The following is a 25,476-nucleotide window of genomic DNA, read 5'->3' as shown; positions in this document are numbered from 1 at the left end:
ACCGGAATGAAATCGGCGACTTCAAAACAGCTTCAGCCCCTTCAGACTCGCATGGCCGTTCTTGCCGACGATGATGTGGTCGTGCACGGCGACGCCGAGCGGTTCGGCGATCGCCATGATGGTCCTGGTCATCTGGATGTCGGCCTGCGACGGCGTCGGGTCGCCGGAGGGGTGGTTGTGCACCATGATCACCGCGGTGGCCGACAGTTCGAGGGCGCGCTTGACGATCTCGCGCGGATAGACCGGGGTGTGATCGACGGTGCCGACCTGCTGCAATTCGTCGGCGATCAGCTGGTTGCGCTTGTCGAGAAACAGGATGCGGAACTGCTCCTTGTCGGCGAACGCCATCGTGGTGCGGCAGTAATCGATCACCGCCGACCATGACGACAGCACGGTGCGGCTCTTCACCTGCCCCTTGGTGACCCGCGCCGCCGCCGCCGCGACCAGCTTGATTTCGGTGATCGCGGCTTCGCCGAGGCCGGAGACTTCGCGCAGCCGCGCCTCGGGCGCGTGCATCGTCTCGGCGAACGAGCCGAACCGGGCGATCAGCGCCTTCGCCAGCGGCTTGACGTCGCGGCGCGGCAGCGCGCGGAACAGCACCAGCTCCAGCAGCTCGTAGTCGCTGAGCGCATCGGCGCCGGCGTCGCGAAACCGCTCGCGCAGCCGCTCGCGATGGCCGTGATAATGCGGCGCCTCGGCGAAGCCCGGCTGCTCCAGTCGCTCGCTGCTGTCTGCTGGCATCGGTCGCGCCGCGTTGCTGATCGCCTCAACCATGCCGTGCGCAGCGCCTTTTGCAACCCGCAATTGACCGATGTCCCAAACGGGCGCAGCTCTTCCGCTCAGTCAGCCGTCGGCAGCCGCCGCATCGTGAATTCGATGGTGTCGCCCGGCAGTTCGCGCCAGCTCTCGACGCCGCTCATATAGGCCGCCTTCGGCCACGCCTCGAGAAACTCCCGCGCCCTGGCGCGTGCGGCAGGTCGCGGCAGGACAAAAGTCTCGCGCAGGAAGCCGTCGGCCGGCTTGCTGCGCCGCGCCATCCGCTCCGCCAGATCGCGGGGCCGGTCGTGCTGGCGATTGACCATCCTTCAAACTCCGCTACGCTACTACCGGCAATATAGGAGTAGCAGGGAACGAATCCGAGTCCCTGCGCTTGAGTCCGGCTTGTTCGGTTCCGCGTAGTGTCCTGCGTCAGTGGAGTATGCGTCAATGGCCCCCCGCGCCAATTGGAAAGGCTTTTTGCGGCTATCGCTGGTGACCTGTCCGGTGGCGCTGTTTCCGGCCACGTCGGACGCCGAGAAGATCAGCTTCAACCAGATCAACCGCAACACCGGCCATCGCATCAAATACATGAAGGTCGACGCCGACACCGGCGAGGAGGTCGCCTCCGACGACATCATGAAGGGCTACAAGGTCGATACCGACAGCTACATCGAGATCACCAAAGACGAGCTCGACGCTATCGCGCTGGAGTCGACCAGGACGATCGAGATCGATCAGTTCGTCCCGAAAGCCGAGATCGACGATCTGTATCTGGTGCGGCCGTACTACATCGTCCCCGACGGCAAGGTCGGCCACGACGCCTATGCGGTGATCCGCGAGACCATCCGGTCGATGGACCGCGTCGCATTGGCCCGCGTGGTGCTGACCAACCGCGAGCACGTCATTGCGCTGGAAGCCCGCGACAACGGCCTGATGGGCATGCTGCTGCGCTATCCGTATGAAGTCCGCGACGCCGCGGACTATTTCGACGACATCCAGGACGTCAAGATCACCAAGGACATGCTCGATCTCGCCCGGCACATCGTCGAGCAGAAGTCCGGCCATTTCGAGCCGGACAAGTTCGAGGACCACTACGAAGCGGCGCTGACCGAGCTGATCAACAAGAAGGTCAGCGGCCAGCCGCTCGCCGCCAAGGCGCGCCCGCGCGGCGACAACGTCGTCGACCTGATGGACGCCCTGCGCAAGAGCCTCGGCAATGCCAAAGCCGAGCCTGCGGCGAAGGCCGCGCCGGCCGAGAAGCTCGCGGCCAAACCGGCCAAGGCGAAGAAGCGCAAGACCGCGCCGGGCCAGAAGGAAATGCTGCTGCCGATCAGCGGTGCCAGGACGGCCGCCGCGAAGGACGAGGCCGGCAAGGCCAAGAAGCCCGCCCGCAGCACAGCCGGTGGCAAGGCCCGCAAGGCGGGGTGACGCGTTCGGGCGCGCGAGACCCATTCGGGCCTGATGGGATCGGACCGGCGCCCTCGACTCCTGATGTGGCGCGTTCTGTTTCCGTGAAGCGGGCGTTCAGGCCGGCCACAGCCGATTCTCAAATCAGCGCCAAGAGCCTGGACCTGAAGGTGGCGCTGACGACATCCCGAGAGAGCGAGCCGCCGCCCTGAAGGCAGGGCGGCATATAGAGTTCGTTAACGAGGCAGCCCTAGTCCTAGGTACTTGAGTAAAGCGTACAATGCTGCCGGATCGTCGATGAAAGAAGACCCTGCTGCTTCGGTTTTGCCGGACGAAGTCCGCGTACGGCTCTATGATCAGGCCCTGAACGACGCTCGCATCGGCGCCTGGGAATGCGACCTCGAGACCGAACGCCTGAGCTGGACCTCGGGCGTCTACGACATCTTCGGCTATCCGGTGGGCAACCCGCTGCGGCGCACGAGCATCGTCGATCTCTATGTCGACGAATCGCGGCGCAACATGGAGCTCGCGCGCGCCGAGGTGATCCGGAGCGGTCGCCCGGTCACGCTCGATACCGAGATCAGAACGTGCCGCGGCGAAAGGCGCTGGATGCGCCTTTCGATCAATGCGGCGCGCGAGGGCGGACGGCCGGCGCGGATCTTCGGCTCCAAGCAGGACGTCACCTCCGATCGACAAGCCATCGAGAGCCTCCGGCAGCAGGCCGAAACCGATCCGCTCACCGGGCTCGCCAATCGTGCCCTTTTCCAGGTCCGTTATCGCGAGATCGTCAACGACGCCCTGAATCACGGCTTCGCCTCGGCGCTCGTTCTGATCGACCTCGATGGCTTCAAGGAACTCAACGATACGCTCGGTCATCTGGCCGGCGACGCGTGCCTGTGCGAGGTCGCGCAGCGTCTGCGCCGGGCCTTCCACGATGCCGGTCTGGTCGGCCGGCTCGGCGGCGACGAATTCGTGATTATTCTGCGGGCTCCGACCCATCCCGCGCGGATCGCCCATGTGCTGCAGCAGACCGTCGCGATGTTGAGCCGACCGCTGTTCTGGAACGGTTGCCACCTCGAGATCAGCGCCTCGATCGGCGCCGCTCTGGTCGGCCGTCCGCATCGCCGGCGGATCGCCGAGCTGTTCGCGGAAGCCGACCTCGCGCTCTATGAGGCGAAGGCCGCCGGTCGCAACCGCGCGCATCTGTTCGGCGACGAAGGGCAAAGCCGGGCGGCTTAGAGCGGGGCGCGGGCAGACCGACGCAGCCGCCGAGTCGCCGACGTTGCGCATGCGCAAGCAAACGCACGACCATGTCGATCAGGACGCGCACCGGACCGGTCATGTCCTCGTTCCGCAGGATCAGGACAGCGCGCCCGGCCGGACGAACCGCGCGCTTTTCGCGGCGTTGCGGCATGATGCGAGAATGGCGCGCCCGAAAGGATTCGAACCTCTGACCCCCAGATTCGTAGTCTGGTGCTCTATCCAGCTGAGCTACGGGCGCGTCTGCCGCGGTTTCTCCGAATCGATCCGGAGCCGCCGGCGATCCGCAGCGGCAGGCGCTGCGAAGGCCGCCATAGCTAGCGGCTCAGATCGGGCTTGGCAAGCGTCGCCGACGAGCTTTCTCGCGGGAGACGGGATCGGGCTGGTTCAGGCCCGGGCGCGCTCGTTGCGCATGCTGTGCAGATCGACCGGCCGGTCCGGGATCGAGATCCGGAAGGTCGCGCCCAGCGTTCCCTCGACCAGCTTGATGTCGCCGCCATGCGCGCGCACCAGCTCGGCGGCGATCGCGAGGCCGAGGCCGGAGCCGCCGGCCCGGACCGAGCCGTGGAACGCCTCGAACAGATGGTCGCGGGCCTTCTGAGGCACGCCGGGGCCGGTATCCGACACTTCCAGAATGGTCACCGAGCCCTCGCGGCGGCCGGTGATGCGGATCTGCTGCAGGGCGGCGTCGCTGCGCGGCTGGCTCTCCAGCGCCTGCGCGGCGTTGCGCACGAGATTGAGCAGCACCCGGAACAACTGGTCCGGGTCGGCATCCATCGTCAGCCCGCGTTCGATCGCCGAGACCCAGGTCACCGAGCTGACGGCCGCGTCGGAGGCGAGCCCGGCGGTCTCGCGGACCTCGTTGACCACCGGCTCGATCAGGATCATCCGGCGATCCGGCGCGGCTTCCTGGGCCCGGCCATAGGACAGCGTCGACTGGCAGAACGCGATGGCGCGCTCCAGCGAACGCACCAGCTTGGGCGCGAAGCGCTGCACCCGCGGATCGGGCACGCTGGAGAGCTGGTCGGAAAGAAGCTGCGACGACGCCAGCAGGTTGCGCAGATCGTGATTGATCTTCGACACCGCGAGGCCGAGCGCGGCGAGCCGGCTCTTCTGATGCAGCATCGACACCAGGTCGCGCTGCATGTCGGACAATTCGCGCTCGGCGAGGCCGATCTCGTCGCCGCGCGGCCCGGGCACCACGATCGAGGCGGGGCTCTCCGGATCGCGGCGGAAATTGACCATATTGGCGGTCAGCCGCCGCATCGGCCGCACGAACAGGAAATGCAGCGCCAGATAGATCAGCGCCGTGGTCAGGCTGGTGATGGTCAGCGACACCAGCAGCAGATTGCTCGAGAAGCGGTACATCGCGACCCGGAGCGGGGCCTCGTCGATCACCACTTCGATGAACTGGGCGCCGCCTTCGGCCGGACCGATCACCCGAACCGTCTGGTTGCCGCTCTCCAGCATGACCACGAAGGCGTCGATGATCGCGCCCCAGGGGGTGACATGGCGCATGTCGACCACATGGTCGATCGTTGTCGGCAGGTTCGAGGTTGCCAGCAGGCGGCGTTGCTGGCCCATCTTGATCGCCACCGCGCGGGCATCGATGCTGTCCAGCACCTGCTGCGCCAGCGTGTCCGGCACCGTGCCGGACGGCGAGGCATCCAGCACCAGCGCGGCCGTATTGGCCGCCGCGAGCCGGTCGTTGAGCCGGTTCAGGCGGAAATTGGCGATCGACGGCACATAAATCAGGATTTCGGCGATCAGGACCAGCGGAATCGTCAACAGCAACAGCTTCCCGGACAAGCCGATCTTCGGCTCCAGGCCTCGCCGCCATGCCCGTGTCTCAGGCTGTTGATCCGTTGCCTGCACCCGAATTGCCCTGACTTCCATTCCGCCTGGATTCGGCGCAATGAATATAAGTATCAAGATGCGCCCTGGACAACGCCAGGTCAAATTACCGTTCGATCATCTACGGTTTGCGCGGCCCGGCGACCGATCGCCGGCTATGCCTAACGCCGGATTGGCGAAATCGACGACACGGTGCGGCAAAAGCAGCATCCCGCGCAATTGACGAGGCCATATCGCTCCCGTATAAGCCGCGCCTACTGTCCGCGATGGCCCGGTTCGACCGGGGCGGTTCATTTTTTGGGCTGCTTTCGGCTCATCTATGAGCCTCATCATCGGGCTTACCTCAACCTTCTGAATGACTTACCCGGTCAGCGGAGAACGACCCGTGAAGCGGACTTATCAACCGAGCAAACTGGTGCGCAAGCGCCGTCACGGCTTTCGCGCCCGTCTCGCCACCGTCGGTGGCCGCAAGGTGCTCGCGGCGCGCCGCGCCCGCGGACGCAAGCGTCTGAGCGCCTGAGCGGGTCCTCCCGGGATCAGAGCATGGACCGATTACGGCAGCGGGCGGACTTCATCGCCGTTGCCAGCGGGCCGCGGATCAGTGGGCCTGCCTTCGTGCTGCAAGGCCGACGCCGTGACGACCAAGGTCCGGTCCGGGTCGGCTTTACCGTGACCAAGAAAATCGGCACCGCGACCGAACGCAACCGAATTCGCCGCAGACTGCGCGAATTGGTCAAGCGTGCGGACCGCGGTTCAATGCTGCCAAACAGTGACTATGTGCTGGTCGGCCGCCGTGCGGCGCTGAGCCGCGACTTTGCTGTCATGCTCGGCGATCTGCGCTCCGCGCTCGACCGCATTGCGCGGCGATCGTCGAAACCGGATTGAAGCGAGACCTGACCCGATGAGCGACAATCGCAACACCATCCTCGCCGTGATTCTGTCGGGCCTCGTGCTGCTCGGCTGGCAGTACTTCTTCAACATCCCGCAGATGGAGAAGCAGCGCGCCGCCCAGCAGGCGCAGCAGCAGCAGGATGCGGCGAAGCAGCCGACCCAGCAGGCCCCGGCCGCGACGACGCCGGGTGCGCCGAGCGCGCCGGCGGCGCCAGGTGCCCCGGGTGCTCCCGGCGCGCCGGCAGCCCGGCAGCCCGGCAATGCTCCGGTGGTCAGCCGCGAAGCGGCGATCGCGGCATCGCCGCGGATCAAGGTCGAGACCCCCCGCCTCGACGGCACGATTTCGCTGAAGGGCGCCCGGATCGACGACCTGTCTCTGACCCAGTTGCGCGAGACGGTCGATCCGAAGTCGCCGCCGATCCATCTGTTCTCGCCGTCCGGCAGCGCCAATCCCTATTACGCCGAATTCGGCTGGGTCGGCGCGGCAGGCTCCAATGTGAAACTGCCCGACCAGAACACGCTGTGGCAGCAGGAAGGCTCCGCAACGCTGACGCCGGGCAATCCGGTCACGCTGAAATGGGACAACGGCGAAGGCCTCACCTTCCGCCGACAGATCGCGGTCGACGACCGCTATCTGTTCACCGTGAAGGACGACGTCACCAATGTCGGCAGCGCCCCGGTGACGCTGTATCCGTTCGCGCTGATCTCGCGCCACGGCACCCCGCATGTCGAAGGCTACTACATTCTGCACGAAGGCCTGATCGGCTATCTCGGCGAGCACGGCCTGCAGGAATACGGCTACGCCAAGATCGACGAGGCCAAGACGGTCGGCTTCAAGGCCACCAACGCCTGGATGGGCATCACCGACAAGTACTGGGCGTCGGCGCTGCTGCCGGACACCGATGCGCAGCTTCAGGCGCGATTCTCGTCGAACCAGGTCGGCACCACCCGCACCTACCAGACCGATTACCTCGAAGACGCCAAGACCGTGCCGATCGGCGGCACCGTGACGGCCAACGCCCGGCTGTTCGCCGGCGCCAAGGAAGCGCGCGTCGTCGGCATCAACTTCCCGTTCGCCGGCCTCGGCGGCTACAATCAGCAGCTCGGGCTGAACCATTTCGACCTGCTGATCGACTGGGGCTGGTTCTACTTCATCACCAAACCGATGTTCCTGGCGCTCGACTTCTTCTTCCATCTGGTCGGGAATTTCGGCGTCGCCATCCTGCTGGTGACGGTGCTGATCAAGGTGCTGTTCCTGCCGCTGGCGAACAAATCCTACGCCTCGATGGCCAAGATGAAGGCGATCCAGCCGCAACTGCTCGCGCTGAAGGAGCGTCATCCGGACGACAAGGCGAAGCAGCAGCAGGAAATGATGGAGATCTACCGCAAGGAGAAGATCAATCCGGTCGCCGGCTGTCTGCCGGTGCTGCTGCAGATCCCGGTGTTCTTCTCGCTGTACAAGGTGCTGTTCGTCACCATCGAGATGCGGCACGCGCCGTTCTTCGGGTGGATTCACGATCTGTCGGCGGCCGATCCGACCAATTTGTTCAATCTGTTCGGCCTGATCCCGTTCGATCCGACCTCGATCCCGGTGCTCGGCCATTATCTGGTGCTGGGCGTCTGGCCGCTTCTGATGGGCTTCACGATGTGGTTCCAGATGAAGCTCAATCCGCAGCCGCCGGATCCGACGCAGCAGATGATCTTCGCCTGGATGCCGGTGATCTTCACCTTCATGCTGGCGCACTTCCCGGCCGGTCTGGTGATCTACTGGGCCTGGAACAACCTGCTCTCGGTGATCCAGCAGGCCTACATCATGCGCCGCAACGGCGTGAAGGTGGAGCTGTTCGACAATCTGAGAGCGGCCTTCACGAAGAAGAAGAAAGCGGCGTGACCCGCCGTCATTCCGGGATGCGCGCCGCTGGCGCGCAGACCCGGAATCCAGAGGTTGTTGCGAACAGAGATTCCGGGTTCGCGCGCTGTGGCGCGCGCCCCGGAATGACGACCGCGCCGGGGGCACGTCCGCGCCATTCTTGGACTCTCGCCACATGACCGAGACCATCGACCCGGACCTGATCGAACGCGGCCGCAAGACCTTCGCCGGCGACTGGCAATTCATCTGGGCGTCGCCGTCGATCGAAACCCTGCCGCCGATGCAGGGGCTCGAAGTCGCGTTCGCCGGCCGCTCCAATGTCGGCAAATCCAGCCTGATCAACGCGCTGACCGGGCGCAACGCGCTGGCGCGAACCTCGCACACGCCGGGCCGCACCCAGGAGCTGATCTTTTTCGACGGCCCGCCGGATGCCGGCCTGCGCCTCGTCGACATGCCGGGCTACGGCTACGCCGCCGCCTCCAAGGCCAAGGTGGCGTCCTGGACCTCGCTGATTCATAAATTCCTGCAGGGCCGGGCGACGCTGGCCCGCGTCTATGTGCTGATCGACGGCCGCCACGGCCTCAAGGACGTCGACCTCGACATCCTGAAGACGCTCGACAAGGCCGCGGTCAGCTACCAGATCGTGCTGACCAAGGCCGACCAGGTCAAAGCCGCCGAACTCGCCGAGCGCGTCGACGCGACCAGAACCGCGCTGGCGAAACATCCCGCCGCTTTCCCCGAATTGCTGACCACCTCGTCGCGCACCGGCGCCGGCATGCCGGAGCTGCGCGCCGCGATCATCCGCCTGCTCGACGAGCGCCGCTGATGCCAGTTCTCCTCCGCCTGCTGATCGTGTTCGCCGGCCTTTACGGCGCCGCCGGCGTCGCGCTGGCCGCCGCGGCCGCCCATGTCCCCGATGCCGCGCGGCTCGGTCCGGCGTCGTCGATGCTGCTGTTCCACGCCAGCGCCATCGCGGCCGCGGTGCTGCTGGCCGAGCGCGGCCTCGTCCACCGCGTCCCCGGCCTCGCCGCCAGCTTCGGCTTCGTGCTCGGCACCGCGCTGTTCGCCGGCGACCTGTCGCTGCGCCAGTTCGCCGGACAATCACTGTTTTCGATGGCGGCGCCGACCGGCGGCATGTTGTTGATCGGAAGCTGGCTGCTGCTGGCGGTCGCGGCGCTGCTGGCGCGGCGCTAGCCGCAACCACGGGCTGCGGATTCCGCCTCTTTGATCGGCGGCGCCGAAATGCTAGCGGTTCTCCCCGCCCGACCTGCCCGAGAATCGCAAGACCATCCCAAGAACCATCCCAAGACCCCATCGCGAAACCCAGCGAAAGACCCGCTTCATGACCGACGCGCCAATCATCAGCCCGCTCGATCAGGCCCGGATCCTGTCCGAGGCGCTGCCGCATATGCAGCGCTACGACGAGGAAACCATCGTCATCAAATATGGCGGCCATGCCATGGGCGCCGAGGACGATGCCAAGGCGTTCGCCCGCGACATCGTTCTGCTGGAGCAGACCGCGGTGAACCCGGTGGTGGTGCATGGCGGCGGCCCGCAGATCGCCACCATGCTGAAGCGCCTCGGCATCAAGTCGGAATTCGCCGCCGGGCTGCGCATCACCGACGGCGCCACCATCGAGATCGTCGAGATGGTGCTGGCCGGCTCGATCAACAAGCAACTCGTCGGCTACATCAACGAGGCCGGTGGCAAGGCCGTCGGCCTGTGCGGCAAGGACGGCAACATGGTCACCGCCAGCAAGGCGACGCGCACCATGGTCGATCCGGATTCGCGGATCGAGGAAGTGGTCGATCTCGGCTTCGTCGGCGAACCCGAGAAGGTCGATCTCACGTTGCTGAACCAGTTGATCGGCCACGAACTGATCCCGGTGCTGGCGCCGCTGGCGACCTCGTCGAGCGGTCAGACCTTCAACGTCAACGCCGACACCTTTGCGGGCGCCGTCGCCGGCGCGCTGAAAGCGAAGCGGCTGCTGCTGCTGACCGACGTGCCGGGCGTGCTCGACCAGAACAAGAAGCTGATCCCCGAACTGTCGATCAGGGACGCCCGCAAGCTGATCGCCGACGGCACCATTTCGGGCGGCATGATCCCCAAGGTCGAGACCTGCATCTACGCCCTCGAACAGGGCGTCGAAGGCGTCGTCATCCTCGACGGCAAGGTGCCGCACGCGGTGCTGCTCGAACTGTTCACCAACCAGGGCACCGGCACGCTGATCCACAAGTGATGAGCCGCGGTGCCGCCGAAAGCAGCTCTATCCGTCATGGCCGGGCTCGTCCCGGCCATCCACGTTCTTTCTTTTGGCGCCCGCTGAAGACGTGGATGCCCGGGACGAGCCCGGGCATGACGAAGGTGATTGGCGCGGCGCGCCTGCTACGCGAACGGCAATCTTTCAGCCCGCACAGTCCTCATCCCGAGGAGCCCGGCAACGCCCGCAGGGCGGTGCTGGGCGTCTCGAAGGATGGCGCAACGCACGACCAACGGCGCATGGTTCGAGACGGCGCTTCGCGCCTCCTCACCATGAGGCTGTGCTTGTGGCGAGCCACACTTACGACACTCGCGCTACTCACCATCTCCACCACCGCGCACGCCGACCTCAAGCTCTGCAATCGCATGAGCTACGTGATCGAGGGCGCGATCGGGATCGACGACAGGGCGACGACCGCGACGCGCGGCTGGTTCCGGATCGATCCGGCGCAATGCCGCGTCGTGCTGCAGGGCGCGCTCACCGCCGACCGGGTGATGCTGCATGCCCGCTCGCTCCCGGTCTACGGCGCCTCGCCGATACCGCAGAACGGCACCGACCGGCTGTGTATCGCGCCGGAGAACTTCGTCATCGCCGCCGCGCGACAGTGCCGCAGCGGCCAGACGCTGGCGGCGTTCACCGAGATCAGGCCGACCCAGACCGAGGACGGCACCATGGTCGCCTATCTGGCCGAGGACAGCGGCTATGACGACGAGCAGGCCAAGCTCGCCGCGATCCAGCGGCTGCTGGTGATCGCCGGCTACGACGCCGCACCGATCGACGGCGTCGACGGCCCGAAGACGCAAGGAGCGCTCGCCGCCTTCCTGAAGAGCCGCGGCCTCAAGCCGGATGCCGTCGACGCGCCGGACTTCTTCGACACCATGATCAAGGCGGTCGAGGCGCCGTCGGCGACCGGGCTGACCTGGTGCAACGACACCAAAGGGAAGATCATGGCCGCGGTCGGCGAAGACGACGGCAAGACCATCACCAGCCGCGGCTGGTACCGGATCGAGCCCGGCAAGTGCCTGCGCCCCGACCTCGGCGCGCAGCCGAAGCGGGTGTTCAGCTTCGCCGAAGCGGTCGACGGCAATGCGCGGCCGATCAGGACCAAGGACAAGCCGCTGAACTGGGGCGGCGCGACGCTGCTGTGCACGCGCGACAGCAAATTCGAGATCAGCGAACAGGGCGACTGCTCGGCACGCGGGCTGAACGCCACCGGCTTCGCGCCTGTCGACCTCTCCGGCGGCAGCAGAACATTGAGGTTTGCAGCACCATGAAACAGACCTCCCTCCGCGGCTTCGGCCATGTCGAGACCTGGGTGTTCGACCTCGACAACACGCTGTATCCGCATCACGTCAATCTGTGGCAGCAGGTCGACGTGCGGATTCGCGATTTCGTCGCCGACTGGCTGAAGGTGACGCCGGACGAGGCGTTCCGGATCCAGAAGGACTACTACAAGCGCTACGGCACCACGATGCGCGGCATGATGACCGAGCATGGCGTCAGCGCCGACGATTACCTGTCCTATGTGCACGCGATCGATCACTCGCCGCTCGAGCCGAACCCGGCGATGGGCGCCGCGATCGCGCAACTGCCCGGCCGCAAGCTGATCCTGACCAACGGCTCGACCGCCCATGCCGGCAAGGTACTGGCGCGGCTCGGCATCGGCCATCACTTCGAAGCGGTGTTCGACATCGTCGCCGCCGAACTGGAGCCGAAGCCGGCGCCGCAGACCTATCACCGCTTCCTGACGCTGCACGGCGTCGACCCGGCCAAAGCCGCGATGTTCGAAGACCTCGCCCGCAACCTCGCAGTGCCGCATCAGCTCGGCATGACCACGGTGCTGGTGGTGCCGGACGGCAGCAAGGACGTGGTCCGCGAAGACTGGGAACTGGAGGGCCGCGACGCCGTGCACGTCGACTACGTGACGGAAGACCTGACGGGGTTTCTGGCGGGGTTACTCGCGCCGAGGTAAGGCACGATCCGTCGACAATCACAACCGTCATCGCCCGCGCAGGCGGGCGACCCAGCCCGTAGGATGGGTTAGCGCGTAGCGCGTAACCCATCGGCCGCAACCGAGGCAAGATGGGTTACGGCGCAAGGGCGCCTAACCCATCCTACGGCCGGCGGACGGGAGCGCCTTGACTCTCCCCGGCCGAATCCGGACAACACCCGTCAAATTTCTCCCTGAACTCCCCGCTCCAAGGACCTCCCGATGTCGCTCTCCGCCCTGGAAACCACCATCAATACCGCTTTCGATGCGCGCGACGCGATCAGCGCTGCGACCAAGGGTGAGGTTCGCGATGCCGTCGATCACGCGCTCGATCTGCTCGACAAGGGCGAGGCGCGCGTCGCCGAGCGCGAGGCGTCGGGCACGTGGAAGGTCAATCAGTGGCTGAAGAAGGCGGTGCTGCTGTCGTTCCGCCTCAACGACATGAGCACGATTCCCGGCGGTCCCGGCGGCGCGCAATGGTGGGACAAGGTGCCGTCCAAATTCGAGGGCTGGGGCGAGAACCGCTTTCGTGAGGCCGGCTTCCGCGCGGTGCCGGGCGCGATCGTGCGCCGCTCCGCCTTCATCGCCAAGAACGCGGTGCTGATGCCGTCCTTCGTCAATCTCGGCGCCTATGTGGATGAGGCCACCATGGTCGACACCTGGTCGACGGTCGGCTCATGCGCCCAGATCGGCAAGCGCGTCCATATCTCCGGCGGCGTCGGCATCGGCGGCGTGCTGGAGCCGCTGCAGGCGGGTCCGGTGATCATCGAGGACGACTGCTTCATCGGCGCGCGCTCGGAAGTCGCCGAGGGCGTGATCGTCCGCCGTGGCGCGGTGCTGGCGATGGGCGTGTTCCTCGGCGCCTCGACCAAGATCGTCGACCGTGAGACCGGCGAGACCTTCATCGGCGAAGTGCCTGAATATGCCGTGCTCGTTCCCGGCATGCTGCCGGGCCGGCCGCTGAAGAACGGCAATCCGGGCCCGGCGACAGCCTGCGCGGTGATCGTCAAGCGCGTCGACGAACGCACCCGCTCCAAGACCAGCATCAACGAATTGCTGCGGGACTGATCGCGCCGTGACCGCGACCGCGCTCGAGATCGCGCAGGCGCTGCTGCGCTGCCCGTCGGTGACGCCGGCGGACGCCGGCGCGATCGGCGTGTTGGAGGCGCTGTTGAAAGACGCGGGCTTTGCGACGCATCGCGTCACCTTCAGCGAGGCCGGCACCGCCGACATCGACAATCTCTACGCCCGGATCGGGGACGCCGCGCCGCATCTCTGCTTCGCCGGCCACACCGACGTGGTGCCGCCCGGCGACGACAGCGCGTGGAGTCACGGCGCGTTTGCCGGCGACGTCGCCGAAGGCCTGCTGTACGGCCGCGGCGCGGTCGACATGAAGGGCGGCATCGCCTGCGCGGTGGCGGCGACGCTGGACTATCTCGCCGCCCATGACGGCCAGCCGCAAGAATCCGGCAAAGGCTCGATCTCGTTCCTGATCACCGGCGACGAGGAAGACGTCGCCGTCAACGGCACCGTCAAGCTGCTGCAATGGGCGGCCGAGCGCGGCGAGCAATTCGATCACTGCATCGTCGGCGAGCCGAGCAATGTCGAGGCGATCGGCGACACCATCAAGATCGGCCGCCGCGGCTCGCAATCCGGCGTGCTGATCGTCGACGGCCAGCAGGGCCACGTCGCCTATCCGCACCGCGCCTCGAATCCGATTCCCGACATCGCGGCGCTGATCACCGCGCTCAACGACGAACCGCTGGATCAGGGCTCGGCGCAGTTCCAGCCGTCGAATCTCGCTTTCACCTCGGTCGATGTCGGCAATCCGGCCACCAATGTGATCCCGGCGCAGGCGCGGGCCAAGTTCAACATCCGCTTCAACGATCACCACACCCAGGAGACGTTGAAGGCGCTGATCGAGCAGCGATTGGCGGCCGCCTGCGGCAACCGCATCCGCGCCCGGATCGAGTGGCTGCCGTCGAACGCCGACGTGTTCGTCACCAAGCCCGGCGAATTCACCGATCTGGTCGCCGCGTCGATCGCCGAAATCACCGGCCGTACCGCCGAACTCAACACCGGCGGCGGCACCTCGGACGCGCGCTTCATCGCCAAATACTGCCCGGTGGTCGAATTCGGTCTGGTCGGCCAGACCATGCACCAGATCGACGAACGCACGCCGGTGAGCGACCTCGACAAGCTCACCGCGATCTATCGCGGCGTGCTGGAGAGATACTTCAAGTAATCACAACGCCCCGTCATTCCGGGGCGGTCGCAAAGCGACCGAACCCGGAATCTGAACCGAGCAGGACATCTCGAGATTCCGGGTTCGCGCTACGCGCGCCCCGGAATGACGTGGTGTGGAGCCACGACGCCGCCACGCGTACGGCGCGCTCCCTCGCCCCGCTCTTGCGGGGAGAGGGGTGGGGTGAGGGGAGACGCGGGCACTGACTCTCGGCCCCGCTGAGGCGCCCCTCACCCGGATCATCGCGGCGCGCTGATCCAACCTCTCCCCGCGCGCGGGGAGAGGTGAAGAAGCCCGAGCAGATCAATAATCCACCTGCACCAGATACAACCCGTCCGGCGGCGCCACGGGGCCGCATGCCGAGCGCTTTCGTGCCGCCAGTGCCGCCGCGAGATCATCCGCGCTCCAGCGCCCCTCGCCGACCCACACCAGCGAGCCGACCATCGAGCGCACCTGGCTGTGCAGATAGGAGCGCGCCGACGTGATCACGTCGACGGCGTCGCCGTTCCGCACCACGTCGAGCACATCGAGCGTCTTGTCCGGCGAGGCGGCCTGGCACTCGGTGTCGCGGAAGGTGGTGAAGTCGTGCTTGCCGATCAGCACTTGCGCTGCGCGGTGCATCGCGCCGCTGTCGAGCGGCTTCGGCACCCGCCACACCTTGCCGATGTCGAGCGCGAGGTTGGAGCGGCGGTTGACGATGCGATAGCGGTAGTGCCGCCGGATCGCCGAGAACCGCGCCTCGAAACTATCGGGGACGATCTCCGCCGACAGCACCGCGATCGGATGTGGCCGCACATGCGCATTCAGCGCGTCGCGCAGCCGGTCGGCGCGAAAAGGCTTGGTGATGTCGAGATGCGCGACCTGTCCGAGCGCATGCACGCCGGCGTCGGTGCGGCCGGCGCCGTGAACACGAACCGCCTCGCCGCAGGTCGCCAGCGCGGCGGCCTCCAGCGCGCCCTGCACCGACGGCAGCGTCGGCTGCAACTGCCAGCCGCAGAACGGCGCGCCGTCATATTCGATGGTGAGTTTGTAGCGGGGCATGACCCTGTTCGGTGTCATTGCCGGGCTTGACCCGGCAATCCATCATTCAAGAGAGATTTGTTTCGAGGAAGGATGCGCGGGTCAAGCCCGCGCATGAGGCGTGCAACGCTCGACTACCCCACCCGCGCGCCCGCCGCGATCGGCGTGCCGCGCAGAAACTCGTCGGCCTGCATTGGCTGCTTGCCGGCGCGCTGCAATTGCTGCACGCGGATCGCGCCGTCCGCGCAGGCGATGGTGAGACGGTCGTCGAGCACCTCGCCGGGCGTGCCGCGGCCGTCCGCGAGCGCGCAGCGCAACACCTTCACCCGCACCACCTCGCCGTCGATCGGCAATTCGCACCACGCGCCCGGAAACGGCGACAGGCCGTGAATGTGGCGCAGCACCGCCTGCGCCGGCCGGGCGAAATCGATTTTCGCCTCGGCCTTATCGATCTTGGCGGCGTAGGTGACGCCGTCCTCGCTCTGCCGGGTGAGTTGCAGCCCGCCGCGCTCCAGCGCCGCCATCGCCCGCACCATCAGATCGGCGCCGAGCCGCGCCAGCGAATCGTGCAGATCGGTGACGGTCATCGCATCGGTGATGGCGATCCGCTCCGCCATCGCGACGTCGCCGGTGTCGAGCCCGGCGTCCATCTTCATCACCATCACGCCGCTCTCGGCGTCGCCCGCCATGATCGCGCGGTTGAGCGGCGCAGCCCCCCGCCAGCGTGGCAGCAGCGAGCCGTGCAGATTGTAGCAGCCGAGCTTTGGTGCATCCAGGATCGCCTGCGGCAGAATCATGCCGTAGGCGACGACCACCGCGGCGTCGGCCTCGTGGCTGCGGAACTCCGCCAGCGCGTCGTCGGTCTTCAGCGTCTTCGGCGTCAGCACCGGAATCCCGAGCCGCTTGGCCTCCTGCGCCACCGGACTGTCCTGCAGCTTCATCCCGCGCCCGGCGGGCTTCGGCTCGCGGGTGTAGACCGCGGCGATGTCGTGCCCGTGCCCCGACAAAGCGAGCAGCGTCGGCACCGCGAAATCGGGCGTGCCCATGAAGACGAGGCGAAGCGGCATGGCGTGAGGGTCCCAGGTCTGGGCCGACGAAGGGCCGGGCGCCGCAATGCGTCGGCCGGTCATCTGCGCAAGCGCTCAGACGTATTTGATACCGCGCTTGGCGGCCTTCTCGAACTTGCGGACCACCATCGCGCGCTTCAGCTTCGACAGATGGTCGACGAACAGCACGCCGTTGAGGTGGTCGATCTCGTGCTGGATGCAGGTCGCGAACAGCCCGTCGGCGTCCTCTTCCTTCACCTGCCCGTCGAGATCGGTGTAGCGGATCCGCACCGTCTTCGGGCGTTCGACCTCGGCGTAGTATTCGGGGATCGACAGGCAGCCTTCCTCGTAGACGTTCAGCTCGGCCGACGCGCCCACGATCTCCGGATTGATGAAGGCGCGCGGATCGCTCTGGCCGTTGCCCTCCTTGCGCACGATGTCCATCGTGATCAGCCGCACCGGCTCGGCGATCTGAATCGCCGCCAGCCCGATGCCGGGCGCCTCGTACATGCTCTCGAACATATCGTCCGCGAGCTTGCGGATCTCCGGCGTCACCTCGGCGACGGGCTTGGAGATTTCACGCAGCCGCTTATCGGGCAGGATGATGATTTCGCGCAGGGCCATGGCGGCGATTTAAGGCGCGCGCGCTTTGCGGTCAATCCGGGACCGACCGGAGGCTCTGCCACTTTCGGCGCGGGCCGGCTTAAAGATCTGTTCAGCGTGATGTTCTCTCTTCGTTCGCAAATGCCGTGCGATCTGCTACGGTCCGGCCGATGCACGAGATTCTGTTCACTCTGGGCGACGCCCCGGTCAGCGTCGGCGCCGCGCTGGTCGGCACCGGTACGATGGCGTTGCTGTTGCTGCTGGCCATCGTGCTGGTGATCGCGCGCGGGCTGCAGGGCGGCGGCGCCGCGGCGCTGGAGCAGGCTCGCCGTGCGTCGGACCTGGAGCAGCGACTGTCGGACCTGATCCGGTTCCAGAGCGAAGCCAACGGCCGCGTCGATGCGATGGGCCGAGCGTTGGCCGGCAGGCAGGCCGAGATGGCGCGTGCCGTCAGCGAGCGGCTCGACAATGTCAGCCACCGCTTCGGCCAGTCGATGACGCAATCGACGCGCCACACCATGGAAAGCCTGCAGGCGCTGCACGAGCGGCTCGGCATCATCGACCGCGCGCACGAGAACCTCACCGAGCTGACCGACCAGGTGACGACGCTGCGCGACGTGCTCGCCAACAAGCAGGCGCGCGGCGCATTCGGCCAGGCGCGGATGGAATCGATCGTGCAGGACGGCATGCCGAAGGGCGCCTACGCGTTCCAGTACACGCTCTCGACCGGCAAGCGCCCGGATTGCGTGGTGTTCCTGCCCGACCAGCGGCCGCTGTGCATCGACGCCAAGTTTCCGCTGGAAGCCGTCACTGCGCTGCGCGAGGCGCGGACCGACGACGAGAAGAAGGCGGCGTCGCAACGGCTGCGGATCGACGTGATGCGCCATGTCGGCGACATCGCCGACAAATACCTGATCCCCGGCGAGACCCAGGACACCGCGCTGATGTTCGTGCCGTCGGAATCGGTCTATGCCGAAATCCACGACGGCTTCGACGACGTCATCCAGAAGGCCTATCGGGCCCGCATCGTGCTGGTGTCGCCGTCGCTCTTGATGCTGGCGATCCAGGTGATGCAGCAGATCCTCAAGGACGCGCGGATGCGCGACGCCGCCGACCAGATCCGCACCGAGGTGCTGAGCCTCGGCGACGATCTCGCGCGCCTGCGCGAGCGCGTCACCAAGCTGCAGACGCATTTCGGCCAGGTCAATGACGACGTCCGCCAGATTCTCGTCTCCGCCGACAAGATCGAACGCCGCGCCGCGCGGATCGAGGAGCTGGATTTTGCGGCGCCCGACGCCCCAGCGCCGACATCGACGTCGACATCGAGCAACGAGGCGCCGCTGGCGCCGGACCGCGCCGAGCTGTTCGCCTCGCGCGCCTTCAAGATCGACGAGGTCGTTTCAACCTAAGTCCGCGACGGCGCCCCAAAGGAGCCGTCATCACCCGCGAAAGCGGGTGATCCAGTATTCCGGAGCATCTGTTGCCGAACGACGTCCTCGCCGGATATCCCGCATGCTTCACAACGATCGGCGGTGAGTACTGGGTCGCCCGGTCAAGCCCTACGAGATTCACACATCTGGCCTTAGCTTCCAGCCTGCGAGCATGGCTCTGAGGGATTGGAGGCCGTGGAGGATCACGATGGGGCCTGGCTTGCCGTAGTAGCCGGTCCATCCGCCAAGGCGGGCGCAGATCCAACTGGCGTAGGCGAGTGATCCTGGCGGATGCGGGTTTTTCTGTTTCGCGGTGCTGCCCTCCAGTGTTCGGCAGATGGTTTGGAGCGCCGGCTCATCGTCGGGGTCGAACGTGTCCTGCATCGGCCGGCCGGCTGCACCATCGCGTTCACGCACCATCTGCAGCACCTGGATCGCGGCGATCAGAGTCGCGGTGGTCAGGTTCTCGAACGGTCCGCCCTCGGCGATACGCACCGCTTCGATGTCGAAGCCCTTGGTCTTCATCAGGCGGAAGACTTGCTCGATGGTCCAGCGCTGGCGATAGAACCTGGTGATCAGCAGAGCTTGCGCCAGCGTCGTCACCTCGTGCGTCGTCAGCAGACGCCAATGCACCGGCGCCACCGAGGGCGGCGGATCGATCTCGCGCGCTTCCACCAAGGTCAGCGTCACGCTCTTGGGCAGATGCGCCGCTTCGGCCGGATGGTTGCGCTTGGGTCGCTTCAAGGTGATCTCGCGGGCACGAAGCGCCAGCGTCACCCGACGCGCCGACCGGCCCGGATTAGCCGGCAGATCGATGGTCTCGCGGCCAAGCTCGGCCACCTGAGCCATGCAGTCGTACAGCCTGCCGCCGCCTTCCAGAGCGCGATCATGATGGGCGCGGATCAACAGTTCGGTTTCTGCCGGCCGGCAGGCGAACTCATCGTAGATGTCGCCTTCGCGGTCGGCGATGACGGTCACGCAAGCTGCGCCCGCGGCGACCAGACCGGCCGCCGCCCTGGTCGCATCGAGCCAGCGTCGGCTTTCCTTGTCGGCGAACGGCCGTTTGGCACACAGCCGTTTGGTGCCGCCGACGCGGCTGAGAAACACCGCATCGACAAGCCCGAGCAATGCGCCATCGGCGGCATCGACGGCGATCGTCGGGTGCAGGTTCAAGCTGCACAGCTTGCCGTCATCGCGCAGCGTCGTGGTGTCCTGGATCGCCAGAATGTGGCGGCCCTCGACCAGCCCGGCGGTGCGCGCCCTGGCATGCGCCACCATCTCCTGTGGCGTCACTCGGGGATTACGCAGAAACCGGGTGAAGCGGATCTCGCCCGCACGATCTCCGCCGACCCGGCGCACGCTGATCCCCGCGCGACCGACGTCGACCAGCCGAGCCAGCAAGCAGGCCCCCCTTTTTCCAGGCGCCGGTCACCGAACCGTCCCAAACCAACGTCCATCTGCTCCTCCTCAGATCTCGACCACTATCGAGTCAGAGAAAGCTGCCGCCCGCAACAGCCAAAGCAGATGTGTGAATGTCGTAGGGTCAAGCCGGGCGATGACCGTCGAAATTGCAGCGAATGCCATCCGACGCTCGAATCTGCTACCACCCCAAACATGAACGCTGACGCCGCATCGAATCCAGAGCCGCTGCCTCCCGTCGCCCCGGCCAAGCCGGGCTGGCGCGAGGCGGTGACGGTGTATCTGCAGCCGCGCGTGCTGATCGTGCTGTTTCTCGGCTTCTCGTCCGGGTTACCGCTGGCGCTGTCGGGCTCGACGCTGCTGGTGTGGATGCGCGAATCCGGCGTCGATCTCGGCACCATCGGCCTGTTCGCGCTGGTCGGCACGCCCTACACGCTGAAATTCATCTGGGCGCCGGTGGTCGACGCGCTGCACGTGCCGCTGCTGTCGCGCTGGTTCGGCCGCCGCCGCGGCTGGCTGGTCGCGACCCAACTGCTGCTGATCGGAGCGATCCTGCTGCTGGCGCTGACCGATCCGGCGCATGCGCCGCTGTTCGTCGCGATCGGCGCACTGCTGGTCGCGGCCGCGTCGGCGACGCAGGACATCGTGGTCGATGCGTTCCGCGTCGAGAGCCTGCCGGAGAATGAGCAGGCGGCCGGCATGGCGTCCTATGTGGCGGCGTACCGGATCGGGATGCTGATCTCGACCGCGGGCGTGCTGTTTCTGGTCAGCGCCTATGAGGGCACCGGCCTCGCGCGCGCCGACGCCTGGATGTGGGGCTATGTGACGATGGCCGGCATGGTGCTGATCGGCACGGTCACGGCACTGCTCGCGACCGAACCGGAGCAATCGCGCCGCGCCGAGGCCGCCACCAGCGGCGAAACCGCATTCACCCGGGTGACGCGCGCGGCGATCGGCGCGTTCTCGGAATTTCTCATCCGCAAAGATGCTCTGGCGGTGCTGGCTTTCGTGGTGCTGTTCAAATTCACCGACGCGTTCTCCGGCACCATGACGGCGCCGTTCGTGATCGACCTCGGCTTTTCGCGGAACGACTACGCGGCGATCGTCAAGGGCGTCGGCCTCGCCGCCACGCTGATCGGCGGCTTCGCCGGCGGCTTCCTGGCGCGACGTTACTCGCTGGTCGCCAGCCTGTGGATCGGCGCTGTGCTGCAGGCGCTGTCGAATCTGGCGTTCGCATGGCTCGCGACCGTCGGCGTCAACCAATGGGCGCTGGCGCTGGCGATTTCGGTCGAGAATTTCACCGGCGCGATCGGCACCGTGATCTTCGTCGCGTATCTGTCGGCGCTATGCCAGAACCCGCTGCACACCGCCACGCAATACGCGCTGCTGACGGCGCTGTCGGCGGTGGGGCGGACCTATCTGTCGGCGGGCGCCGGCTATGTGGCGCAGGCGACCGGCTGGCCGGCGTTCTTCATCATCAGCGTCGCGGTCGCCGCGCCGAGCCTGGTGCTACTGCTCTGGCTGCAGCGCCGCGATCATTTCACGGCGCTCGGACCGGTGAGGGTTTAGACCCGCACCGCTTTGTTCTTGCTCAAACGTCGTCATGGCCGGGCTTGTCCCGGCCATCCACGTTCTTACATCGACGCAGGCGCCTGTTCGTGGATGCCCGGGACAAGCCCGGGCATGACGGAGAGAATTACGGCGTGATCAAGCGGCCGCTTAGTTCACCAGGCTCCACTTCGTCACCACAGCCTCGCTGTACTGCCCGGCCTCCTCGGCGCAGGCCACCGACTCGACTTTCAGCACCACGTTCTTGCCGAGGCGCGATTTGAGCTGCGCCGCCTGGGCGTCGCTGGCGGGCACGATCTGGAACGTTTCCGGCCCGTTCTCGAGATTGCACAGGCCGGACGGCGGCGGCAGCCGGCGCGGCTCGCTGACGAGCTGATACACCGGACCCTTCTTGCCCTTGGCCCTGGCGCGCGAGCGCATCGCGGTGAGTTCGCCGCTGAGCACGTCGCCCACCTTCATCGCCTTCGGCTTCGGCAGCGCTGCCTGACTGTCGGCGGCCTGCGCGCGCGCAGGCAAGACCGGGAGCACCATCAGCGCGGCGACAATCAGCGAGGATTTCAGCAGTCGTTCGATCATCAGGTCCATTTCCGGTGGTTCAGAACAGGGTCCGCTGCCGCATCGCGGCCGACAGCGTGCCTTCGTCGAGATAGTCGAGTTCGCCGCCGACCGGGACGCCGTGGGCGAGCCGCGTCACCTTGACGCCCGCGTCCTGCAGCAGGTCGGTGACGTAATGCGCCGTGGTCTGGCCGTCGACCGTGGCGTTGAGCGCCAGGATGATCTCGCCGACCGCGGGATCATGGGCGCGCGCCACCAGCGCGTCGATGGTCAAATCGTCGGGGCCGACGCCGTCGAGCGGCGACAGCGTCGCGCCGAGCACGTGATAGCGGCCATTGGTGGCGGAAGCGCGTTCGAGCGCCCACAGATCGGCGACGTCGGCCACCACCACGATGATCGACGGATCGCGACGCGGATCGGTGCACACCGTGCAGGGATTCTGCGTATCGATGTTGCCGCAGGTCTTGCAGACCTCGATCTTGTCGATCGCGACCTGCAGCGCCGAGGCGAGCGGCGACATCAGCGCGTCGCGCTTCTTGATCAGATGCAGCGCGGCGCGCCGCGCCGAGCGCGGGCCGAGACCCGGCAGCCGCGCCAGCAACTGGATCAGACGTTCGATCTCGGGGCCTGCGACCGCGATGGCCATCGGGACAGCTATCCGTTTCGGTGAGTCGGATCGGCGGCAGGCGCAAACGAGACGCCCGCCGGCACGTCGGCGAGAACTTGCGAATCGGTATTCCTGGAAGACTAGCCCAGCCCGAGGCCGGGCGGCAGGCCGAGCCCGCCGGTCAGCGCCTGCATCTTCTCCTGCATCGCGGCTTCCGCCTTGCGATGCGCGTCGGCCAGCGCCGCGACCAGCAGATCTTCCAGCACCTCGCCTTCGTCGGCCTTCAGCAGCGAGGGGTCGATCGAAACGCCGCGCACTTCCATCTTGGCGGTCATCCGGACCTTGACGAGGCCGCCGCCGGACAGGCCCTCGACCTCGATCTGGTCGAGCTCCGCCTGCATCGCCTTCATCTTCGACTGAAGCTGCGCCGCCTGTTTCATCATGCCGAGGAAATCAGCCATGATCGGTTCCTTTCGAAAGAGCCAGAATTCTCATGAATCGTCGTCGTCGACCGGGTCGGCGGGGTCTTCGATATCCGAATCGGTCGGGGCCGGCTCGGTGGCGAGCCGCCGCACCTCGATCACCTTGGCGCCGGGAAAACGCGCCAGCACCTCCTGCACCCGCGGATCGCTCTCCGCGGCGCGCTCGCGTTCGTTCTTCTGCGCCTCGTTCTGGGATCGCAGCGTCGGCTGTCCCGGCTCGTTCGACACGATCACGGTCCAGCGCCGCCCGGTCCATTGTTCGAGCTTGCGGCCGAGGTCGCCGATCAGGGCGCGCGAGGCGGTGCGTTCCAGCGCCAGTTCGAGCCGGCCGTCCTCGATCCGCACCAGCCGCACATCGGCTTCCAGCGCCATCCGTGTCATCACATCGCGCTTCTCGGACGCCAGCGCGACGAGCTGCGGGAAGCTGGTGATCGTCAACGCCGCGGGGGTCGGTTGCTGGGCCGCGGCAGGCGCGGCGGGCTGCGGCCGGGCCATGGTCTCGGCGCCGCCACGCAGCATCGGCGGCGCGCTGCGCGGCGCCATCGCCGCATGGGTCGGCGCGACGGAGACCGACGCGGAGGGGGCGCCACGCGGAGCAGCTCCGCCGCTTCCACCGGAGGGCAGCGGCGTCCCGCCACCGCCTTGTTCGATCATCCGGATCGCCTCGTCCGGCGTCGGCAGATCGGCCGCGTAGGCGATCCGCACCAGCACCATCTCGGCGGCCGCGGCCGGGCGCGTCGCGCTTTGCACCTCGGCGATGCCCTTGAGCAGCATCTGCCACATCCGCGACAGCACCCGCATCGACAGCCGGGTCGCGAATTCGCGCCCGCGCAGCCGCTCGGTCTCGCCGAACGCGACGTTGTCGGCGGTCGCCGGCACGATCTTGACCCGCGTGACGAAGTTCACGAATTCGGCGAGGTCGCTCAGCACCACCACCGGATCGGCGCCGGTGTCGTATTGGTCGCGGAATTCGGCGAACGCCGCCGCGATATCGCCGCGCGCCAGCGCGTCGAACAGCTCGATCACGCGGGTGCGGTCGGCGAGGCCGAGCATCTGCCGGACCTGATCGGCGCGCACCAGACCGGCCGCATGGGCGATCGCCTGATCGAACAGCGACAGCGAATCGCGCACCGAGCCTTCGGCCGCGCGGGCGATGATGCCGAGCGCTTCCGCCTCGACCTCGACGCCTTCCTTGGCGGCGATGCCGCCGAGATGCTTCATCAGCACGTCGGCTTCGACACGGCGCAGATCGAAGCGCTGGCAGCGCGACAGCACCGTCACCGGCACCTTGCGGATCTCGGTGGTGGCGAACACGAATTTGGCGTGCTCCGGCGGCTCCTCCAGCGTCTTCAGGAAGGCGTTGAACGCCGCCGTCGACAGCATGTGGACTTCGTCGATGATGTAGACCTTGTAACGCGCAGACGCCGGCGCGTAGCGCACGCTGTCGTTGATCTGGCGGACGTCGTCGACGCCGGTATGCGAGGCGGCGTCCATTTCCAGCACGTCCATGTGCCGGCTTTCCATGATCGCCTTGCAGTGCACGCCGTGCACCGGCATGTGGATGGTCGGCCCCTTCACCGAGCCGTCCGGCATTTCGTAATTGAGCGCCCGCGCCAGAATGCGCGCAGTGGTGGTCTTGCCGACGCCGCGCACGCCGGTGAGGATCCAGGCCTGCGGAATCCGCCCGGTGTCGAACGCATTGGAGACGGTGCGCACCACCGCTTCCTGGCCGATCAGATCCTCGAAACTGTTGGGACGATATTTGCGCGCCAGCACCCGGTAGGCGCCGGCCGGCGCGCCGCCCAGCGCTCCTGCGCCCGGGGCGCCTGCATCCAGGCCGAGGCCGGTCTGATCCGAATCGTCCGAAGGGGTCGCGGGAGGGCCTGCGTCGGTCATCGGTCGTTCCGCAATGTGTTCTCTCTCGGGGCCGCATTGCGGAACGGGGCGGAGCTGTCCGGCGGAGCCCTCGATCCGCTCCGCGCCCGACAGACGCCCGGCAGGCCGGGCCGATACGCCACCTTTGGATCGACCGGCGCGCAACGGCCGGAAAAACAGGTAGGAGACTGACGAGCGACCCGATCCGGACCTCGTTAGGGCTGCTTCCTTCCGGACCTGACCCGGTTGGCGAGTGGCTCGTCCACCGCCAATCTCCCGGTCCCTATTTGGAGCCAAAACCGCCCGAATGCAAGCGGGCGCGCAGCGTCTTGGA

Annotated in this window: 25 protein-coding genes, 1 tRNA gene and 1 other RNA gene; 14 read left to right on the top strand and 13 right to left on the bottom strand. The window is 66.9% G+C overall.

Annotated elements, in window-relative coordinates; all coding sequences use genetic code 11:
* Positions 1–21 precede the first annotated feature (21 nt).
* Positions 22–741: a RadC family protein gene (radC, locus tag SR870_RS20540; protein ID WP_322515352.1), complete on the bottom strand. Its 720-nt coding sequence runs from the start codon at positions 739–741 to the stop codon at positions 22–24.
* 98 nt (positions 742–839) lie between these two features.
* Positions 840–1,082, bottom strand: a complete 243-nt coding sequence (locus tag SR870_RS20535; protein WP_322515351.1) for a hypothetical protein — start codon at positions 1,080–1,082, stop codon at positions 840–842.
* Between the two features lie 124 nt (positions 1,083–1,206).
* On the opposite strand from SR870_RS20535, the gene SR870_RS20530 reads away from it, so the two are divergent.
* Complete coding sequence (locus tag SR870_RS20530) at positions 1,207–2,187, top strand: Ku protein (RefSeq protein ID WP_322515350.1); 981 nt, start codon at positions 1,207–1,209, stop codon at positions 2,185–2,187.
* A gap of 276 nt (positions 2,188–2,463) precedes the next feature.
* Positions 2,464–3,405 (top strand): sensor domain-containing diguanylate cyclase, encoded by a 942-nt coding sequence (locus SR870_RS20525; protein WP_322515349.1) that lies wholly within the window; start codon positions 2,464–2,466, stop codon positions 3,403–3,405.
* 185 nt (positions 3,406–3,590) lie between these two features.
* Here SR870_RS20525 and SR870_RS20520 read toward each other — a convergent pair.
* Together SR870_RS20520 and SR870_RS20515 are read right to left on the bottom strand one after the other, a co-directional pair.
* Positions 3,591–3,667 (bottom strand) — tRNA-Arg (locus SR870_RS20520).
* A gap of 146 nt (positions 3,668–3,813) precedes the next feature.
* Positions 3,814–5,322 carry an ATP-binding protein gene (locus SR870_RS20515; protein ID WP_416221101.1) on the bottom strand — a complete coding sequence of 503 codons (1,509 nt, stop codon included), beginning with the start codon at positions 5,320–5,322 and terminating at the stop codon, positions 3,814–3,816.
* Positions 5,323–5,665: 343 nt separating this feature from the next.
* Between SR870_RS20515 and rpmH the strand changes: the two genes are divergently transcribed.
* The 10 genes from rpmH (at position 5,666) to dapE (ending at position 14,536) form a co-directional block, all read left to right on the top strand.
* Positions 5,666–5,800: a 50S ribosomal protein L34 gene (rpmH, locus tag SR870_RS20510; protein ID WP_011471298.1), complete on the top strand. Its 135-nt coding sequence runs from the start codon at positions 5,666–5,668 to the stop codon at positions 5,798–5,800.
* A gap of 23 nt (positions 5,801–5,823) precedes the next feature.
* Positions 5,824–6,165 carry a ribonuclease P protein component gene (gene rnpA, locus SR870_RS20505; RefSeq protein WP_322515347.1) on the top strand — a complete coding sequence of 114 codons (342 nt, stop codon included), beginning with the start codon at positions 5,824–5,826 and terminating at the stop codon, positions 6,163–6,165.
* A gap of 16 nt (positions 6,166–6,181) precedes the next feature.
* Positions 6,182–8,062, top strand: a complete 1,881-nt coding sequence (gene yidC / locus SR870_RS20500) for a membrane protein insertase YidC (RefSeq protein ID WP_322515346.1) — start codon at positions 6,182–6,184, stop codon at positions 8,060–8,062.
* Between the two features lie 154 nt (positions 8,063–8,216).
* Positions 8,217–8,867, top strand: a complete 651-nt coding sequence (yihA, locus tag SR870_RS20495) for a ribosome biogenesis GTP-binding protein YihA/YsxC (RefSeq protein WP_322515345.1) — start codon at positions 8,217–8,219, stop codon at positions 8,865–8,867.
* Positions 8,867–9,235, top strand: a complete 369-nt coding sequence (locus SR870_RS20490) for a DUF423 domain-containing protein (RefSeq protein WP_322515344.1) — start codon at positions 8,867–8,869, stop codon at positions 9,233–9,235. Before yihA ends, SR870_RS20490 begins: the two co-directional genes overlap by 1 nt.
* Before the next feature lie 148 nt (positions 9,236–9,383).
* Positions 9,384–10,280, top strand: a complete 897-nt coding sequence (gene argB / locus SR870_RS20485) for an acetylglutamate kinase (protein WP_322515343.1) — start codon at positions 9,384–9,386, stop codon at positions 10,278–10,280.
* 293 nt (positions 10,281–10,573) lie between these two features.
* A complete protein-coding gene (locus SR870_RS20480; protein WP_322518330.1) occupies positions 10,574–11,575 on the top strand; it encodes a DUF1036 domain-containing protein in 1,002 nt (333 codons plus the stop codon).
* Positions 11,572–12,273: a pyrimidine 5'-nucleotidase gene (locus tag SR870_RS20475; RefSeq protein ID WP_322515342.1), complete on the top strand. Its 702-nt coding sequence runs from the start codon at positions 11,572–11,574 to the stop codon at positions 12,271–12,273. Before SR870_RS20480 ends, SR870_RS20475 begins: the two co-directional genes overlap by 4 nt.
* 240 nt (positions 12,274–12,513) lie before the next feature.
* Positions 12,514–13,359 carry a 2,3,4,5-tetrahydropyridine-2,6-dicarboxylate N-succinyltransferase gene (gene dapD, locus SR870_RS20470; protein WP_322515341.1) on the top strand — a complete coding sequence of 282 codons (846 nt, stop codon included), beginning with the start codon at positions 12,514–12,516 and terminating at the stop codon, positions 13,357–13,359.
* A 7-nt stretch (positions 13,360–13,366) separates the two neighbouring features.
* Complete coding sequence (gene dapE, locus SR870_RS20465) at positions 13,367–14,536, top strand: succinyl-diaminopimelate desuccinylase (protein ID WP_322515340.1); 1,170 nt, start codon at positions 13,367–13,369, stop codon at positions 14,534–14,536.
* A 303-nt stretch (positions 14,537–14,839) separates the two neighbouring features.
* On the opposite strand, the gene truA is transcribed toward dapE, so the two are convergent.
* The 3 genes from truA to def all read right to left on the bottom strand — a co-directional run bounded on the left by truA (position 14,840) and on the right by def (position 17,226).
* Positions 14,840–15,577: a tRNA pseudouridine(38-40) synthase TruA gene (truA, locus tag SR870_RS20460; RefSeq protein ID WP_322515339.1), complete on the bottom strand. Its 738-nt coding sequence runs from the start codon at positions 15,575–15,577 to the stop codon at positions 14,840–14,842.
* A gap of 113 nt (positions 15,578–15,690) precedes the next feature.
* The gene (gene fmt / locus SR870_RS20455) at positions 15,691–16,623 is read right to left on the bottom strand and encodes a methionyl-tRNA formyltransferase (protein WP_322515338.1); all 933 of its coding nucleotides are present in this window, start codon (positions 16,621–16,623) and stop codon (positions 15,691–15,693) included.
* Positions 16,624–16,698: 75 nt separating this feature from the next.
* Complete coding sequence (gene def / locus SR870_RS20450) at positions 16,699–17,226, bottom strand: peptide deformylase (RefSeq protein WP_322515337.1); 528 nt, start codon at positions 17,224–17,226, stop codon at positions 16,699–16,701.
* Positions 17,227–17,375: 149 nt separating this feature from the next.
* On the opposite strand from def, the gene SR870_RS20445 reads away from it, so the two are divergent.
* On the top strand, positions 17,376–18,614 hold the full coding sequence (locus SR870_RS20445; protein ID WP_322515336.1) for a DNA recombination protein RmuC: 1,239 nt from the start codon (positions 17,376–17,378) through the stop codon (positions 18,612–18,614).
* Positions 18,615–18,773: 159 nt separating this feature from the next.
* Here SR870_RS20445 and SR870_RS20440 read toward each other — a convergent pair whose 3' ends face one another.
* Complete coding sequence (locus tag SR870_RS20440; protein ID WP_322514554.1) at positions 18,774–20,036, bottom strand: IS4 family transposase; 1,263 nt, start codon at positions 20,034–20,036, stop codon at positions 18,774–18,776.
* Between the two features lie 213 nt (positions 20,037–20,249).
* Between SR870_RS20440 and SR870_RS20435 the strand changes: the two genes are divergently transcribed.
* Positions 20,250–21,623: an AmpG family muropeptide MFS transporter gene (locus SR870_RS20435; protein ID WP_322515335.1), complete on the top strand. Its 1,374-nt coding sequence runs from the start codon at positions 20,250–20,252 to the stop codon at positions 21,621–21,623.
* Positions 21,624–21,773: 150 nt separating this feature from the next.
* On the opposite strand, the gene SR870_RS20430 is transcribed toward SR870_RS20435, so the two are convergent.
* From SR870_RS20430 to ffs, 5 genes are all read right to left on the bottom strand, one after another.
* Positions 21,774–22,199, bottom strand: coding sequence for a hypothetical protein (locus tag SR870_RS20430; protein ID WP_416221100.1), 426 nt, complete (start codon positions 22,197–22,199; stop codon positions 21,774–21,776).
* Positions 22,200–22,218: 19 nt separating this feature from the next.
* Complete coding sequence (gene recR, locus SR870_RS20425) at positions 22,219–22,824, bottom strand: recombination mediator RecR (RefSeq protein ID WP_322515334.1); 606 nt, start codon at positions 22,822–22,824, stop codon at positions 22,219–22,221.
* Positions 22,825–22,925: 101 nt separating this feature from the next.
* A complete protein-coding gene (locus SR870_RS20420) occupies positions 22,926–23,246 on the bottom strand; it encodes a YbaB/EbfC family nucleoid-associated protein (RefSeq protein WP_322515333.1) in 321 nt (106 codons plus the stop codon).
* Positions 23,247–23,276: 30 nt separating this feature from the next.
* A complete protein-coding gene (locus SR870_RS20415; protein ID WP_322515332.1) occupies positions 23,277–25,163 on the bottom strand; it encodes a DNA polymerase III subunit gamma/tau in 1,887 nt (628 codons plus the stop codon).
* Positions 25,164–25,322: 159 nt separating this feature from the next.
* Positions 25,323–25,419, bottom strand: an RNA gene (gene ffs / locus SR870_RS20410) — signal recognition particle sRNA small type.
* Between the last annotated feature and the right edge of the window lie 57 nt (positions 25,420–25,476).

Origin of the sequence: Rhodopseudomonas palustris (assembly GCF_034479375.1) — a bacterium.
Lineage (GTDB): Bacteria > Pseudomonadota > Alphaproteobacteria > Rhizobiales > Xanthobacteraceae > Rhodopseudomonas > Rhodopseudomonas palustris_M.
Note: the sequence above shows the minus strand (reverse complement) of the source record. Positions and strands in the feature narration are given on the sequence as shown.

Bases quoted from the DNA above. Each gene is read 5' to 3' on its own strand.
- radC (WP_322515352.1), bottom strand. From the start codon at position 741: ATGCCAGCAGACAGCAGCGAGCGACTGGAGCAGCCGGGCTTCGCCGAG.
- SR870_RS20535 (WP_322515351.1), bottom strand. From the start codon at position 1,082: ATGGTCAATCGCCAGCACGACCGGCCCCGCGATCTGGCGGAGCGGATG.
- SR870_RS20530 (WP_322515350.1), top strand. From the start codon at position 1,207: ATGGCCCCCCGCGCCAATTGGAAAGGCTTTTTGCGGCTATCGCTGGTG.
- SR870_RS20525 (WP_322515349.1), top strand. From the start codon at position 2,464: ATGAAAGAAGACCCTGCTGCTTCGGTTTTGCCGGACGAAGTCCGCGTA.
- SR870_RS20515 (WP_416221101.1), bottom strand. From the start codon at position 5,322: ATGGAAGTCAGGGCAATTCGGGTGCAGGCAACGGATCAACAGCCTGAG.
- rnpA (WP_322515347.1), top strand. From the start codon at position 5,824: ATGGACCGATTACGGCAGCGGGCGGACTTCATCGCCGTTGCCAGCGGG.
- yidC (WP_322515346.1), top strand. From the start codon at position 6,182: ATGAGCGACAATCGCAACACCATCCTCGCCGTGATTCTGTCGGGCCTC.
- yihA (WP_322515345.1), top strand. From the start codon at position 8,217: ATGACCGAGACCATCGACCCGGACCTGATCGAACGCGGCCGCAAGACC.
- SR870_RS20490 (WP_322515344.1), top strand. From the start codon at position 8,867: ATGCCAGTTCTCCTCCGCCTGCTGATCGTGTTCGCCGGCCTTTACGGC.
- argB (WP_322515343.1), top strand. From the start codon at position 9,384: ATGACCGACGCGCCAATCATCAGCCCGCTCGATCAGGCCCGGATCCTG.
- SR870_RS20480 (WP_322518330.1), top strand. From the start codon at position 10,574: ATGAGGCTGTGCTTGTGGCGAGCCACACTTACGACACTCGCGCTACTC.
- SR870_RS20475 (WP_322515342.1), top strand. From the start codon at position 11,572: ATGAAACAGACCTCCCTCCGCGGCTTCGGCCATGTCGAGACCTGGGTG.
- dapD (WP_322515341.1), top strand. From the start codon at position 12,514: ATGTCGCTCTCCGCCCTGGAAACCACCATCAATACCGCTTTCGATGCG.
- truA (WP_322515339.1), bottom strand. From the start codon at position 15,577: ATGCCCCGCTACAAACTCACCATCGAATATGACGGCGCGCCGTTCTGC.
- fmt (WP_322515338.1), bottom strand. From the start codon at position 16,623: ATGCCGCTTCGCCTCGTCTTCATGGGCACGCCCGATTTCGCGGTGCCG.
- def (WP_322515337.1), bottom strand. From the start codon at position 17,226: ATGGCCCTGCGCGAAATCATCATCCTGCCCGATAAGCGGCTGCGTGAA.
- SR870_RS20445 (WP_322515336.1), top strand. From the start codon at position 17,376: ATGCACGAGATTCTGTTCACTCTGGGCGACGCCCCGGTCAGCGTCGGC.
- SR870_RS20435 (WP_322515335.1), top strand. From the start codon at position 20,250: ATGAACGCTGACGCCGCATCGAATCCAGAGCCGCTGCCTCCCGTCGCC.
- SR870_RS20430 (WP_416221100.1), bottom strand. From the start codon at position 22,199: ATGATCGAACGACTGCTGAAATCCTCGCTGATTGTCGCCGCGCTGATG.
- recR (WP_322515334.1), bottom strand. From the start codon at position 22,824: ATGGCCATCGCGGTCGCAGGCCCCGAGATCGAACGTCTGATCCAGTTG.
- SR870_RS20420 (WP_322515333.1), bottom strand. From the start codon at position 23,246: ATGGCTGATTTCCTCGGCATGATGAAACAGGCGGCGCAGCTTCAGTCG.
- SR870_RS20415 (WP_322515332.1), bottom strand. From the start codon at position 25,163: ATGACCGACGCAGGCCCTCCCGCGACCCCTTCGGACGATTCGGATCAG.